We start from the raw sequence: 12,877 nt of genomic DNA on the forward strand, positions 1-12,877 counted from the left end.
CGACGCCGGATGGCCGCCGCAGCCGTTCGCCATTGTCCGAAGGGATCTCGCCGGTCCAGGGTACGGATAAGAACGGCCCGACCTCGGTAATAAAATCAGCTTCCAAGATGGATCACATAAAGACCGGCGGCACATTGCTGAACCAAAAATTCACGCCCCAGCTCCTGGCTGACGACGAGGGGATCGCGAAGCTTGCCGCCCTGATCCGCACGTATTTTTATCTGGGAGGACATCATATCCAGTTCAATGTGGTGACCGCAGAAACCCTTAAAGCGGCCCGGAAAGATCCCGAAAAATACCGCGACCTGATCGTCCGGGTCGCGGGCTACAGCGATTATTTTGTAGACCTGACAAAAGAATTACAGGCAGAAATAATAAAACGCACCGAGCAGGGTGCGTCATAGCCAACCACTCTCCAGCTACTCAAACAAAAGGCCTTTGGTCCTCAACCTGGTCACGTATATGACCTCGCAGGAATTATCGCCGGTATCGTCCCGGCGGACCGAGGAACACCACCAGTAAGGCGTGCCATCCTTGTTGCCGTTGATATTCACCAGATACCCGCCGAGCTCGACAACATCGCCGCGTTTAAGCGACTTCACCGCTCTTGCCAGGTTTTCCGTTGCCGGAACGATGTGATTGTTCGAGCTGTAGCGCGCGACAAAATTATTATCACGCGTAAAACCGCTGCCGTAACGCCAATGATACCAGCGGTTGGATTGGGACCAATGCAGCTGCTTGTAGGTCTCGTCTTTTACAAGATCTCCCCACCCCAACGCGAAATCGCAGGGCGCGAGCATGGCGCTCCAACCGCTGCGGTAGTTTTTTTTACTCAGCACGATCCCGGAAATCGCATAGGTAGCCCTTAATGCAATGGCAAAATCAATATCCGACACCTTGATCTTGATCGAATCCGGAGAATTGATGATCTCCTGACGCGGGTCACTAAGAATATCTATCGGCGTGTCATCTGTGCCCGACGGCACGGCGGGCGGCGAGGACGTGCAGCCGATCACGATAACACTTAAGGCCAGGCATTTCTTGAGCCGCTCAAAAGAACGCATATTTCGAACGCTAACGGTTAAGCTGCCAGATCGTGAAATTGAGTACGGCGGCAAAACTGACCCACAATGCGTAAGGCAACAACAGGAGACTGCTGATCAATGATATGCGGTAGAAAAAATACATGGTCAACAAGATCGCCAGCCACAATATCACGATTTCGAAAAAAGCGAAACCCGGCGAACGCAAGCCGAAAAACAAAACCGACCAGCCAATATTAAGAATAAGATGCGCCAAAAAAACAAGCAGCGCCGTTCTGACGTCCTGGCTGGCCAGACCTTTATGCCAGATCAGGTATAATGATACACCCATTAATAAAAACAATATCGTCCAGACCGGACCGAAAATAATATTGGGCGGCCGGAATGACGGTTTGTTCAGCGTTTCATACCAGGTCCGTATCGATGGCATGGTAAATAGCGCACCGATAATACCTGCCCCCTGGCAGATGAATATGCTGGCGATCAGCTTGATGATCTCTTTAGTATTCATGTTTGCTCCTGCCGGTCATGGTGCCCGCACGAGGACCTTTTTTCCAGCCGCTTTTTGACCGGCATGCTCGATAATTCCCGGATCGCATCGGATGCGATCCAGCGCGCCGGCCTGGAATCGATAGCGATGATCTCCTTTGCCAGTTTCAGCGCCGCCCGGTTCAGGTCGCCGTTCCTTTTCCCGATGTTGCGTAATGCCCAGTTAACGGCTTTTTTCACATAGTTGCGCTCATCCGTCGCCGCTTTTTTTATTAACGAAAAAAAGGCCATGAAAACACCGTCGCCGGCAGTACGATCGTGCCATGCCAGGCATGCGATCAGAGCAAATGCCGCACGTTTAACGTACTCTTCTTTACGCCGTGACCACTGTTTTATTTTTTCCCGGACGAGGGGTGTTTTTTCGAATAGATTCATGCATACCTGATCACACACATCCCAGGAATCAAAATCCTTGACCCAATCTTCCATCTGCTTGCCCGTAAGTTTGTTCGGTTCATCGATCATACCCGCGAGGATCCGGGCGTCTGAGATCCCCGTGTCCCATAATTTCAGGGCAAGATCGTGATTTTTCCCGATCTCTTTGGCTAATGCCCTCAAGTCCGGGATCGGCACGCCCAAACGCTTTTTTATCGATATCCCGAACCTTGCCATGCCGTCAAGCTGGCCAGGCCGGGCTTTATCCTTCAATCGTCGCATCGTATCAGTAACCGTCATCATGTAAACTCCAAGGCTTTTATTATGCTGAAATCTTGCGTTTAGTCAACGGCTTATATGCCGCGGCGGGCGGCGATCTTCCTCTTGCTTGCAGACCGTGAATGACTATAATCACTGGCAATGTTCAGAATGGATGCCTTGATCGTATGCCTTATCATCCTGCTATCGGTTCCAGCCGGCTGCGGCTCCCAGTCTGACACGGCCTCGCTGCGCCCTATTACCCGCCCTGATTCGGTCTATGTTGCGCTTGTCCGCCAGGTATTGAGCGCGCCGCAGGAATGTGACTACGCGGAACTGCGCATGGCCTACGCGAAGACATCGTTCTATGATCCTTACAATCCGAAAGATACGATCAGCATGATAATGAGACGGGCGGTCATCCAGAAAAAATACTCGGACGCACTGGAGAACGCCCGCAAAATATTAACGACCAATTTTCTTGACGCCCGAGCGCACTTGATCTGTAGCATCTCGTACCGCGCACTCGGCGATACCGTGAAAAGCGCTTTTCACGATGCAGTCGCTCGCGGTCTGATCAGATCGATCTATAACTCCGGCGACGGTAAAAGCTTCCAGACGGCATTCGTGGTCATTGCCGTCCCAGAAGAGTATACTCTTCTGGAAGTTTTGGGCCTGCGGTCCGGTGAACAGATCCTCATCGAACATGAAGGATCGTCCTATGACCGGCTTAAAGCGGTCGACATCAATACCAGCGACACACTGACCGTCTACTTCAATGTCGATATACCCATACGCTGGGCGGATAACAGGTACCGCTAGGAAATAACGATCATTTAACGAAACAGTCCCTATGGCCATGACGGCCATAGGGACTGTGTTATATTCCTTCGGATATTACCTGACCAATACAAACGTCCTTGTTTGCACGGCAGAACCAACCGTGATCTTCAAACAATAACTGCCGCTGCTTACCTCAGCGCCGTGATCGTCCCGGCCATTCCATTTTATCGTATGTCCACCAGCCGAGAGGTTGTCATCAGCCAGGTCCCTGACGATCTGACCAGCCACGTTGTAGATCGATACGTTTACGTGCGCGGGTGCTGCCAGGGTGAACCGGCATGACGTATTCTCAGACACCGGGTTCGGGAACAGAGTTAGATCACTCAAGGCATTAATACCCGTTTCCTCGGCTACCATTGTCTCCAGAAAGTACTGCATGTACCGCGTCATCAGCTGCAGTTTGGAGCTCGTGCTGTTACGGAGGGCCCCGAAATTGCAGGTTGCATATATTGACCTGTAATCATTGCTGGTGCCACCGTAGCATAGGACACGCCCCTGGTTATCCTGCGATTTGAAAAGCAAGATACCACCATTGGAACCTATGTAGTCAACATAATTATCCGGCTCCTGCTGATACATATAATCAAATCCCATTCCGGCGGCAAAAGAACTGGTCTCTCCGGTCAGCGAGCTCACGTTGCCCGTCGTGTAGTAATTACCATCGCCCAGATAAGTCGCGCCGAGCATCTGGTACAGGGTCGTGCCGCTGTGCGCGTACCCGAGTTCGGGGTTCTCTATATAAAGTCCTTTGTGCGCGTTCAGAACATCAATGAGTTTCTGCTGCTCATCCAGAGCAAGCTGGCAATCGCTTCAGCAATTATACCAGCCGCACAGGGCAAATACCACCTGATAGTCGGTGATATTGGTCGGCAGGACCGTGTCCATGACATATGTATGCCCAAGGCTGGTCAGGGTCTGCCCGACCCAGTACGTGTGGTCCACGGTCATACCTGCTTCCGCGTCGTAGATCGTGTCAGTCGCCTGGTAATTCCAGATAAAACAGTTGGCCGCGCTCGCGATCAACGGCAATAACAGGATCATGCTTAGATATTTCATGTTATCTCCTCCTTTTGTTCCAGGTTCTTACCCTTCGATCCTAATCCACGATCACGAGTTTGACCTGGTTAACTGACTCTCCCGCCTGCAACCGCACGAAATATACACCCGCTGTGACAGGATGGCCGTTCTGGTCCTTCCGATCCCAGATCACACTTTGTTTGGCGTCAGTCTGATATGCAGAGATCAGATCCCTGACGACGCGTCCAGAGGCATCGTAGACACGGCATATTACCGACGCACCCTGCTTCAGCACGTAGGAGACCGTGACCGGACAGTACCCGGGGTTGGGTTGGACATCAAGGTTTACATCGTTGTTCAATGTTTTGCTGCTGTATTCTTCAACTTCCACACCGTGGAAGCCGGCGACCTTGGAGATCGCCGCTGGGCAAGTACTTCAAGTACCGTACTGGTAAAGACCTACCCAGTAATTGCCATTGCGCGGGTCGACATCAACACCCCTGATATTACACGTGTCGGCCGGCAAATACCTGAAAAAATTCACGACCGAGCAGTCGGTCGGATCCAATTCAAAGACCCCGGCGCTATCGAGCCCAGCGGATGTATTGAAGAAAGTATAGACGGCAAGAAGATGAGCAGGAACACTACCGTACTGCTGACGGTACGCGATGCACCGGATGCCGTAGTTCGCAGCAGGCGCGGTCATGTTCTGGATCACGTTGCCCATCGTGTCGCAGCAATACACCAACTGCGGCATGCCCATCGAAGACCGCCGGTCTGACATGTAAAGCTGCCGGTTGACCTCATCCCAGGCCAGACCGACCGGGTAGTCGCCCGCCGGGCTGTTGAACTGGCGCAGGACCGCGCCGGTCGAGGGATTGATCTTGGATACCCGCTTATACATGTTGTTCAACACCCAGAAGGTGTTGTCGTACGCGCAGTACTTTATGTCCGTGCACATGGAATCGTTGTTGGGCGTGGGGATCGTGCCGTACTCCGTGAGCAGACTGTCCGATGTAACGATCCTGATGTATCTAAGCGTTGCGTTTATGTAATACATCCGGTTGTCGGTTGGGTTATAGGTCATTCCATAGCAACCCTGCGTAGGACAGGTTGTCAGCCACAGCCGCTCGCCGGCGCTAAAAGCCATACTCGTAAGGATGATGAATGCGATGAGGAATTCGAGGATCTTTCTATGCCGCATCATGCCTCCTTTCACCTTTTTTTTATGTTACCCCTATATACAGTAACAACCATTCTAAATAATACTCACATTAGATAGTTTGTCAATAGACAAAATGCAGACCGCTGTCGAGCGTTCCGGATCAGGGCGAGTAGTACGCCCCGATCGAGATATCGATATCTCTCTTCAGGGTTTCCGGCGGGTTCGCTTCGTCACCAGAACCGGTTATATTGAAAGTAACCGATGGCTCTAGCCGCCACTTATTGAGTTTGATGTCAACGCCCATGGGGAAAACCAGGAATCCAAGCAAGCCGGTATCATTCAGCTCATATTCAACAGCATCGCCGGACGCGAATTCGTGGCGTTCAACACCCGCCAGCTGTATGTTGAACCCGATCCCGAGCCCGATGAACGGCGATACCACGGGTATCATATAAGCCCTGAGAGACAGGGTCAACGGGAACATGATGTTATTGTGAGAAAGCGTCCTGCGTCCCCACCATTCATCACGGGAATACACTGTGGTCCGGAATTGAGGGGTCATGTCAAACCCGAGCAGCCCGAAAAAATCTGACCCCATGCCCACGCCGATGTTCATGCCTGTTCCGCTGTAGACACCGGTATTGTCGTCGGGATCATAATAGCACGCGGTCAATCCGAGCTTCACGCCCATGCGCATCGCCACCGGTCTTGACAGGCACTGCGCCGCCGCGCTGTTCAGGACCAGCAGAACTGCCAGCGCTCCGATCGCGGTAATCGGCGCGGATGCAGATAAACGGCCGCGATTCATCGTTATTCTCATCTGTGCCCCCTTTTTTTCATTTATCCATTGTAATATATTTCGTGCCGATGTCAATGATCAACTCGTTAAAGGAACGGTTGACAAAAGACCGATCCCTGGTATAATGCATTGTTTAAAATCGGAAAAACAGCGCGATGAAACGGGAAATTAAAAAGAAAACCACGGGGAAAAATAAGATCACGGTCCATGTTGACCGCAGACGCCGGACGCCCCATAAGCCGACCATCATCCATAAAGACAAGAAAAAATACACGCGGAAAGGAAAACAGCAGGCCCTGCGGCGCTGGCAGGACCTTTTAGGGGAACTCGGCTCATAAAAAAAGTCCCGGCATCTCAGCCGGGACTTTGCTTTGTTTGCTGAACCCTTTTACCGGTTACCTTTCAGCTTATTTCTTAACCGGCTTCAGCATCGGCAGACCGGTCCTTTTGTTCTCGATGATCGTGTAACCATCCGGCAATTTTTCGCAGTATGTATCAGGTCTCTTCGCCTTGCTGAAATAATAAAGGTCTCTCATCTTGCCGCCGAACTTGACCTTTTTACAGTTAAGGTAATATAGCACGCCCTTGCTGTTCTTATGCTCCATTTAATCCTCCTTCAGGATCATTTGATTATCTAACCAAATCTTGAGCACCGCGATCAAATATTAGACTTTCTTATTTTAATTATACACAAATTCTCGATGAAGTAAAGTAGTTTATTGCTGGTGGGCTCGCTTTCACCTCAGGAAGATCAATTTTTCCAGGACTGACGGCTGCGCGCCATCCAGCCGGCAGAAATAGATCCCGGCGGGGACTGGACGACCTGCTTCGTCATCACCATACCAGGTGATGACACTAGGCACTATGGAGTAGGCGCCAGACAGAGAATAGGATCTTACCAAACGACCCGCGGCGTCAAAGATCCGTAACACCGCCTTCTCGTCCTTAGTGCTTAGTGCATAGTGGATAGTCAACTGCTTACTGAACGGATTCGGGAACACGCTCAATCCTTGTTCGCGTGTCTGCTCGCCGCCGGCTTCTTCCACGCCGATCGCCAGGCTGCTGGCGTACATACCACAGCCCCTGGTGCCGCAGAACAGGTAAAAATTGGGATTGATGCCCAGGGAAGTAACATCCAGGTTGTCAAGTCCCGCGCTCATCGCGGTCCAGGAACCGCCTGAGTTCGCGCTCCGGTAAACGCCGGTCTTAGTCCCAGCAAAGACCGTCTCCGGCGCCGATGGATGGACCAGTACCGCCTGCGCGGTATCCAGTCCGCAGTCGGTCCAGTTCGCGCCACCATTGGTCGACTTAAATACGCCATCAGTCGTGCCGGCATATAGAATATTGCAGCTTACAGAGTTGATCCCGATCGCGTTGACGATCCCGCTCAAGCCGGTCGACGATAAGACCCAGCTCGAGCCGGCATTGGTGCTCTTGAATAAACCAGGATTACCGCCCGCGTACACGACATTGGTGTTGGACGGATCGACCGCCAGAGCGTAGGTGAAACCACCGGTTGTCGTCAGTATCGACCTCGACCACATCCCGCCGCCGTCGGTGGATTTCGACACCGACATCTGGTAGTTGACGCCGTTATAATAATCACCGCCACTGTAATACACAAGGTTGTTAATGGGATCCGCGACCAGTGCGCCGCCATCCGTATAATAATTGCTGTCGATCAAACTCCAGACGGACCCGCCGTCTGTGCTCTTGTAGAGCTCGGCGTACCCTCAGCCCGACCCCTCTAAGCCGCAGACGTTGTTCGGACCGGTATTATGCACGGCGAACGCGCAGATATTGCCGCACGAAAGCGGCGTGGGCATGGATGTCCAACTCGCGCCGTTATCCGTCGTTTTGAATATGCCTATGCCCGGCGCTTCAGTATATACCGTCGAACGCATTGACGGCGCGATCCCGAAGCTGTTTATTGTCGCCATGTTCATACCCGCGACCGACAACAGCCAGTTCGAACCGCCGTTCGTTGATTTGAAAAATCCGTTCGCACTTGCCAAGTAAACCATGTTCGCGTCCGCGTCATGAACAGCCAGGCAGCGATATGACTTCCCCCTTAGGCCGGCTCCCGCGTACGACCAGCTGAGACCATTATCCGTGCTCTTATAAACCGCAGTATCGGCGCCGGCATAAACGACTGCCGGGTTCGCATTCGTGGTCGCCAGACGCTGGACATACCCGTAGGGAGCGTAGACAGACACCCATGACCCGCCGCCGATAGTCGAGCGATAAATGCCGTTATACGCCCCGGCATAGACGATGCTGGGATCGGTCGGATGCACGGCGACAGAATACACATAATAGCAGCTGGATGGAAGGCCTGAGGAAACATCGGCGAAGCTGGCACCGCCATCCGTCGACTTATAGACGCTCGGGTAATATGTCGAATTATAATAATACCCGCCGGCATACACTGCGTTCGGGTTTGAAGGATCAATGCCCATGCAATAACAATTGCCCGAGTAGCTGTTCAGGTGAACATGGCTCCAGTTAACGCCCGAGTCCGTGCTTTTAAAGAATGTCATCGTGTAATTGACGCCGTCGTAAGCCTCGCCCGCAGCGTACAGGATATTGGGTTGAGTGGGATGCACCATGAGTTCGAAATAATAATCTGCCATGGAATAATAAGTCCAGGACCCGCCGCCGTTGGTCGACCGGTAAAGCACGTTGTAATACCCGGCGTATACGATGTCCGGGTTGACCGGGTCGACCGCCAAGAAATAAATATAGTTATCAATGGAGCTGACCTTAGCCCATGAATCACCGGCGTTGGTTGATTTGCAGATGCTGGATGGATAAGAATACGAAGCAATATAGATGATGTTGTTATTGGACGGCGCCACACCCATTGAGTACAGGCTTCCGCCGTATGGTCCGATCGATTGCCAGGCGGCAAAACCCGCCGACAGGCATAAACCCATGATGCATACGATCAGTTTTCTCATATCAAATCCTCCTTTTTTCTTTTATGTTTTTAACCCATTATTCACGACACTACTTTATACTTAAGTATAATCGCGATTTACAATTTGTCAATACTCTTTTTCTCTTTTTCCCGACAGCGAGTTCAATTTATTATTTTAGGAGCGATATTGAATTTATCAAGTTCAAAACAGCCGTCTTTACGTTTTACGACCGAATAACACCCGCGGCCCATATGCCCATCCTCGATCCTCAAACCATGATTTAAACAAAAAAGCCATATGAAGGCCATGAAATAAGCGCAGTGGCTCACAATGAGGATTGGTTTGCTTGTCTCCTGTAGTCTCTCAATGAAGCTGGTAACTCTGAACTTAACATCGTCAAGTGTTTCGCCCTCAGGAAAACCAACGTCGGATTCGCCATTTTCCCATTTTCCCAGTACCTTCTCCCATATTCCCCAGTTATGCGGATCTTCCATGTTTTTGCCATCGAGCAGCCCCACGTCTACTTCGCTCAGTTCATCGGCGATGACGGATGAAATACCGCAGCTTCTCCCGACAATCTCCGCAGTATGCCTTGCCCGCAACAAAGGGCTTGAGAAAATCTCCACAAAACCGGCATTTTTCAATCTCCTTGCCTGTAATACAGCCTGCTGTATGCCAAGCTGAGTTAAGGGCAGATCGACTTTTTTGGCAGCAAAAATGCTGTTCGAATTGGACTCGCTTTCGCCATGACGCAACAAATATATGATCATATTAACGTCGCCAATGCCGTATTATATGAACCGATCACCCGAAGTCAACCGTATAAAACAAAAAAGTCCCGATTTACGGGACAGCACTGAATATGAATCACCGGCCCCGATGATCAGGACTTTTTTGATAAGTTGTTAAATGCGCGATCCGTTTCCCGTGCGCATCAGATCGCAGAACGCGCCGTTCGTTGCTTCGTATTATTATAATACATTTTATGCGTTTGTCAAGGGGTGAAACGACATTCCCATTCTTACGATCAAACCCCGTACCTGTATTTCTTACCTGATCTTTACTATTCTCACCGCTGCCGCACCATCATCTACCGACCGGATAAAATAAACCCCGGCTGGAACTTGAAGGCCATTCTGGTCATCACCCGACCAGGTAATCTGGTCAAATGGTTGAATGGCTAAATGGTTAAATTGCTTCACCAATCGACCAGTAGCATCAAAGATTTTTAACATCCCATTCTTGCATCGTGCATCATGTATCTTGTATCGGATATCTGTTCGGACTCGGAACGGATTGGGCGTTGCAGACACTTTGCTTTGCATATCCGGTTTGCCCGCTGCGCCTTCTTCCACAACGGTCAGCGCGACCAAGTGGTACCAGTCGATATCAGCGTTCATCGCTGGTGTTTGAGGTGACCCGCCTAAATCCGGGTGGTTGAGCGCCATCAAACCGGCTGTCTGGAGCTGGCTGTAATGAGAATCATAGTAAGACCCGATGTTTATCCAATCGGTATTATTTGAGCTGTATTCCGCGAATATAGTGTCGCTGTTCGTCCTCAGTCGAAGGTACACCATGGTATCGGAATAAAAAGTGCCGCCATATATCGTGTCACAAAACAAATAAAAAACGACCGATCCTATGCCCAGAAGATTGCCAAAGCCGACCAGTGCACGTGGACTTGAAAATAATGAGTCAAAATCGGCGCTCATCAGGACCGACTGACCGGCGGAATCAGGATGGGCGATCAACCTGATCGTCGACTCAAAATTGCCGTTGATCACCTCGATATGATAAAAAAAGTTGCTGGGCGTCCCGCTGAAGTACTGGCTCTTGAGCCTTAGAAACCCGGGTCGTTCAGTAAGGCTCCAGTAAGCCGTGTCTTCATTAAATATCCGCCACCCTGGATTAAGCGCCGTGCTGTCGAATTCGTCCAAAAAATCGGCATTCGCAAAACCAGTGATCATCGCGCACAGCAAGATAATAAAGAACATTCGACTCATCGTTACCCCCTTTGTCTACTGCGACACATTCTACCACCTAATGGCGATATTGTCAAGCGAATGCGCTTATTTATCTTTTCCCTTTCGTCCTTTGATCTACCAGGTTGACAATGCCGAGCGTTTCCAACCGGCGCTGGTTTTGACATACACATAGCTGTCATCCCAGGCCATATCACCGACATTGCCGTTAGGATCCGAACTGCTGCCCGGGGTATAAGTCACGTGTTTTGATGGCGTTCCCCAGCTCGCCTGACCGGTGCCGTTCGTGACCAATGCCTGGCCGTTGGTGCCATCGGTCGTCGGGAATTCATAGCCCGCTGCCTCGGTTCCGAACCGAATATGCGGCAGGTCCACCATGAACGTCGAATCCCGCGTAAGGTTCGAGTTGATGCCGAAAAGATAGGAATAATCGCCATCCGCGAAGATCGTATCTGCATAACCACCCAGGATGGCAGAGTAATATCCGAGGACCTGATTACTCTCTCCACCGCCGATATTTGAATAATCTCCGTTAATGTCATTGTATTTTCCGCCGCCGATCGCCTGGAAAGAACCGACTTCGTTATTCGATTCGCCTCCTGCGATCACCCCGCCATTCCCGGCGCTGCTGTTGCCGTATCCACCGCCGATTGCTGAACAAGTGCCACCGGAGATATTATACCCGCCACCGGCAATGGTCGATTGGTTACCGCTGCCATTATTGTTCGTTCCGCCGCCAACCGTCGCTTCGAAATTACTGGTCGTATTGTACCATCCGCCGCCGATCGTTGATCGCAATCCGCTCGCCGTGTTGTTGCTGCCGCCGTTCACGGTCGCCCGATCGCCGCCGGCATTATTTAAGTACCCGCCGCCCACGGTCGCATAGATGCTGCCGGATATATTGTGGCATCCGCCGCTGATCACCGAATAATCGCCGATCGCCGAGTTGGAATCGGCTTCAACAGTACTGCCGCCGCCGCTGACAACTGAATACTGACCGCGCGCTTTGTTGGCTCTTCCGCCACCCACTATCGCATAGATACCGCTGGCGATATTGACCGATCCGCCACTAACGGTCGCATATTCGTTGCTGGCTTGGTTGCTCACTCCACCGCCTACCGTCGCAACCCAGCCGCTGGCAATGTTTTGTATTCCGCCACCCACTGTCGCATAGTTATTGCTGGCAATGTTTTGGTAGCCGCCGCTCACGGTCGTATAGTCGTTGCGGGCACTGTTGCCCATTCCGCCGGTGATGGTGGTATATTTAAAATTGTTACCATTCGTTCCGGTCGTACAGGAAACGCCGAAATTAACGTGCGTGCTGTCACCGTTGCCGAAGAACGTGTTCCCGGCCCGCGCGATACCCCAGCGACCGCCCATCTGGAGCGTCGTATCCGCGCCATCGGAAATAAGAAAATTCCAGTCGCTGTCTTTCGAGCTGTCCGCTGCCGGCTGCCAGGCCGTGCCGTTCCACTTGATCACCTGACCCGTGGTCGCACCCGCCTGGCTGATCTTGGGCATGGTGACCGCCGTGTCGGCGATCTTCGTAGTCGTTACCGCACCATCCTGGATCATGGCGTTCGCTATGGAATTTACCTGACCTTCGTTCACGTAGCTGTTGTTCAGGTCGGTCGTGTCCTTGCCCTGCAGCTTGTGGGCGTTCGCCGCGACTCGCGCGCTGTCCACGTAGACGATCGAGCCCCACGATAGGATCCCGGACCCATTGGTCTTCATGACCTGTCCGTCCGTGCCGCGACCGTAAGGGAACTCATAGCCGTTGGCCTCGGTTCCCAACCAAACATGGGGCATATCCACCATGAACGTCGAGTCCTGGGTGAGGTTGCTGTTTATACCGAAGAGGTAGGAATAACTCCCGGTCGCGGTTATCGTATCCGCATACCCGCCCAGGATCGCCGTATACTTAC

Annotated in this window: 17 protein-coding genes; 3 read left to right on the forward strand and 14 right to left on the reverse strand. The window is 51.8% G+C overall.

Going from position 1 to position 12,877, the window contains the following annotated elements:
- On the forward strand, window positions 1-404 hold a 404-nt coding region (locus VF399_04250), incomplete at its 5' end, for a glycine radical domain-containing protein (protein HEX7319552.1).
- A 15-nt stretch (window positions 405-419) separates the two neighbouring features.
- Here VF399_04250 and VF399_04255 read toward each other — a convergent pair.
- Genes VF399_04255 through VF399_04265 form a run of 3 tightly spaced genes read right to left on the reverse strand, consistent with a single transcriptional unit; the run spans window position 420 to window position 2,270 of the window.
- A complete protein-coding gene (locus VF399_04255; protein HEX7319553.1) occupies window positions 420-1,064 on the reverse strand; it encodes a hypothetical protein in 645 nt (214 codons plus the stop codon).
- Window positions 1,065-1,074: 10 nt separating this feature from the next.
- Window positions 1,075-1,554 carry a TspO/MBR family protein gene (locus VF399_04260; protein HEX7319554.1) on the reverse strand — a complete coding sequence of 160 codons (480 nt, stop codon included), beginning with the start codon at window positions 1,552-1,554 and terminating at the stop codon, window positions 1,075-1,077.
- Entirely contained in the window at window positions 1,551-2,270 is a 720-nt protein-coding gene (locus VF399_04265; protein HEX7319555.1) for a DNA alkylation repair protein, read from the reverse strand. Before VF399_04265 ends, VF399_04260 begins: the two co-directional genes overlap by 4 nt.
- A 126-nt stretch (window positions 2,271-2,396) precedes the next feature.
- On the opposite strand from VF399_04265, the gene VF399_04270 reads away from it, so the two are divergent.
- Window positions 2,397-3,047, forward strand: coding sequence for a DUF4919 domain-containing protein (locus VF399_04270; GenBank protein HEX7319556.1), 651 nt, complete (start codon window positions 2,397-2,399; stop codon window positions 3,045-3,047).
- 75 nt (window positions 3,048-3,122) lie between these two features.
- Here VF399_04270 and VF399_04275 read toward each other — a convergent pair whose 3' ends face one another.
- The 5 genes from VF399_04275 to VF399_04295 form a co-directional block, all read right to left on the reverse strand.
- Window positions 3,123-3,755: a FlgD immunoglobulin-like domain containing protein gene (locus tag VF399_04275; GenBank protein HEX7319557.1), complete on the reverse strand. Its 633-nt coding sequence runs from the start codon at window positions 3,753-3,755 to the stop codon at window positions 3,123-3,125.
- Window positions 3,756-3,878: 123 nt separating this feature from the next.
- The gene (locus tag VF399_04280; protein HEX7319558.1) at window positions 3,879-4,124 is read right to left on the reverse strand and encodes a hypothetical protein; all 246 of its coding nucleotides are present in this window, start codon (window positions 4,122-4,124) and stop codon (window positions 3,879-3,881) included.
- Between the two features lie 40 nt (window positions 4,125-4,164).
- Window positions 4,165-4,476: a T9SS type A sorting domain-containing protein gene (locus VF399_04285; GenBank protein ID HEX7319559.1), complete on the reverse strand. Its 312-nt coding sequence runs from the start codon at window positions 4,474-4,476 to the stop codon at window positions 4,165-4,167.
- Window positions 4,477-4,521: 45 nt separating this feature from the next.
- Entirely contained in the window at window positions 4,522-5,292 is a 771-nt protein-coding gene (locus tag VF399_04290) for a hypothetical protein (GenBank protein HEX7319560.1), read from the reverse strand.
- A 118-nt stretch (window positions 5,293-5,410) separates the two neighbouring features.
- Window positions 5,411-6,070 (reverse strand): hypothetical protein, encoded by a 660-nt coding sequence (locus tag VF399_04295; GenBank protein HEX7319561.1) that lies wholly within the window; start codon window positions 6,068-6,070, stop codon window positions 5,411-5,413.
- Between the two features lie 134 nt (window positions 6,071-6,204).
- Here VF399_04295 and VF399_04300 point away from each other — a divergent pair, with 134 nt between their 5' ends.
- Window positions 6,205-6,387 (forward strand): hypothetical protein, encoded by a 183-nt coding sequence (locus VF399_04300; protein ID HEX7319562.1) that lies wholly within the window; start codon window positions 6,205-6,207, stop codon window positions 6,385-6,387.
- Between the two features lie 69 nt (window positions 6,388-6,456).
- Here VF399_04300 and VF399_04305 read toward each other — a convergent pair whose 3' ends face one another.
- The 6 genes from VF399_04305 to VF399_04330 form a co-directional block, all read right to left on the reverse strand.
- Complete coding sequence (locus VF399_04305) at window positions 6,457-6,654, reverse strand: hypothetical protein (GenBank protein ID HEX7319563.1); 198 nt, start codon at window positions 6,652-6,654, stop codon at window positions 6,457-6,459.
- A 132-nt stretch (window positions 6,655-6,786) separates the two neighbouring features.
- Window positions 6,787-7,734: a T9SS type A sorting domain-containing protein gene (locus VF399_04310; GenBank protein ID HEX7319564.1), complete on the reverse strand. Its 948-nt coding sequence runs from the start codon at window positions 7,732-7,734 to the stop codon at window positions 6,787-6,789.
- A 48-nt stretch (window positions 7,735-7,782) separates the two neighbouring features.
- Window positions 7,783-9,009 carry a hypothetical protein gene (locus VF399_04315; protein ID HEX7319565.1) on the reverse strand — a complete coding sequence of 409 codons (1,227 nt, stop codon included), beginning with the start codon at window positions 9,007-9,009 and terminating at the stop codon, window positions 7,783-7,785.
- Between the two features lie 122 nt (window positions 9,010-9,131).
- Window positions 9,132-9,740 carry a histidine phosphatase family protein gene (locus VF399_04320; GenBank protein HEX7319566.1) on the reverse strand — a complete coding sequence of 203 codons (609 nt, stop codon included), beginning with the start codon at window positions 9,738-9,740 and terminating at the stop codon, window positions 9,132-9,134.
- 279 nt (window positions 9,741-10,019) lie between these two features.
- The gene (locus VF399_04325; GenBank protein HEX7319567.1) at window positions 10,020-10,964 is read right to left on the reverse strand and encodes a T9SS type A sorting domain-containing protein; all 945 of its coding nucleotides are present in this window, start codon (window positions 10,962-10,964) and stop codon (window positions 10,020-10,022) included.
- A gap of 105 nt (window positions 10,965-11,069) precedes the next feature.
- A partial coding sequence (locus VF399_04330; GenBank protein ID HEX7319568.1) for a hypothetical protein occupies window positions 11,070-12,877 on the reverse strand: 1,808 nt, incomplete at its 5' end.

This window comes from bacterium, from assembly GCA_036382775.1.
Taxonomy (GTDB): domain Bacteria; phylum Hydrothermota; class Tepidihabitantia; order SM23-42; family JAOAFX01; genus DASVHD01.

Bases quoted from the DNA above. Each gene is read 5' to 3' on its own strand.
- VF399_04315 (HEX7319565.1), bottom strand. From the start codon at position 9,009: ATGAGAAAACTGATCGTATGCATCATGGGTTTATGCCTGTCGGCGGGT.
- VF399_04260 (HEX7319554.1), bottom strand. From the start codon at position 1,554: ATGAATACTAAAGAGATCATCAAGCTGATCGCCAGCATATTCATCTGC.
- VF399_04325 (HEX7319567.1), bottom strand. From the start codon at position 10,964: ATGTTCTTTATTATCTTGCTGTGCGCGATGATCACTGGTTTTGCGAAT.
- VF399_04275 (HEX7319557.1), bottom strand. From the start codon at position 3,755: ATGCTCGGCGCGACTTATCTGGGCGATGGTAATTACTACACGACGGGC.
- VF399_04280 (HEX7319558.1), bottom strand. From the start codon at position 4,124: ATGAAATATCTAAGCATGATCCTGTTATTGCCGTTGATCGCGAGCGCG.
- VF399_04290 (HEX7319560.1), bottom strand. From the start codon at position 5,292: ATGATGCGGCATAGAAAGATCCTCGAATTCCTCATCGCATTCATCATC.
- VF399_04305 (HEX7319563.1), bottom strand. From the start codon at position 6,654: ATGGAGCATAAGAACAGCAAGGGCGTGCTATATTACCTTAACTGTAAA.
- VF399_04255 (HEX7319553.1), bottom strand. From the start codon at position 1,064: ATGCGTTCTTTTGAGCGGCTCAAGAAATGCCTGGCCTTAAGTGTTATC.
- VF399_04270 (HEX7319556.1), top strand. From the start codon at position 2,397: ATGGATGCCTTGATCGTATGCCTTATCATCCTGCTATCGGTTCCAGCC.
- VF399_04265 (HEX7319555.1), bottom strand. From the start codon at position 2,270: ATGATGACGGTTACTGATACGATGCGACGATTGAAGGATAAAGCCCGG.
- VF399_04295 (HEX7319561.1), bottom strand. From the start codon at position 6,070: ATGAGAATAACGATGAATCGCGGCCGTTTATCTGCATCCGCGCCGATT.
- VF399_04300 (HEX7319562.1), top strand. From the start codon at position 6,205: ATGAAACGGGAAATTAAAAAGAAAACCACGGGGAAAAATAAGATCACG.
- VF399_04320 (HEX7319566.1), bottom strand. From the start codon at position 9,740: ATGATCATATATTTGTTGCGTCATGGCGAAAGCGAGTCCAATTCGAAC.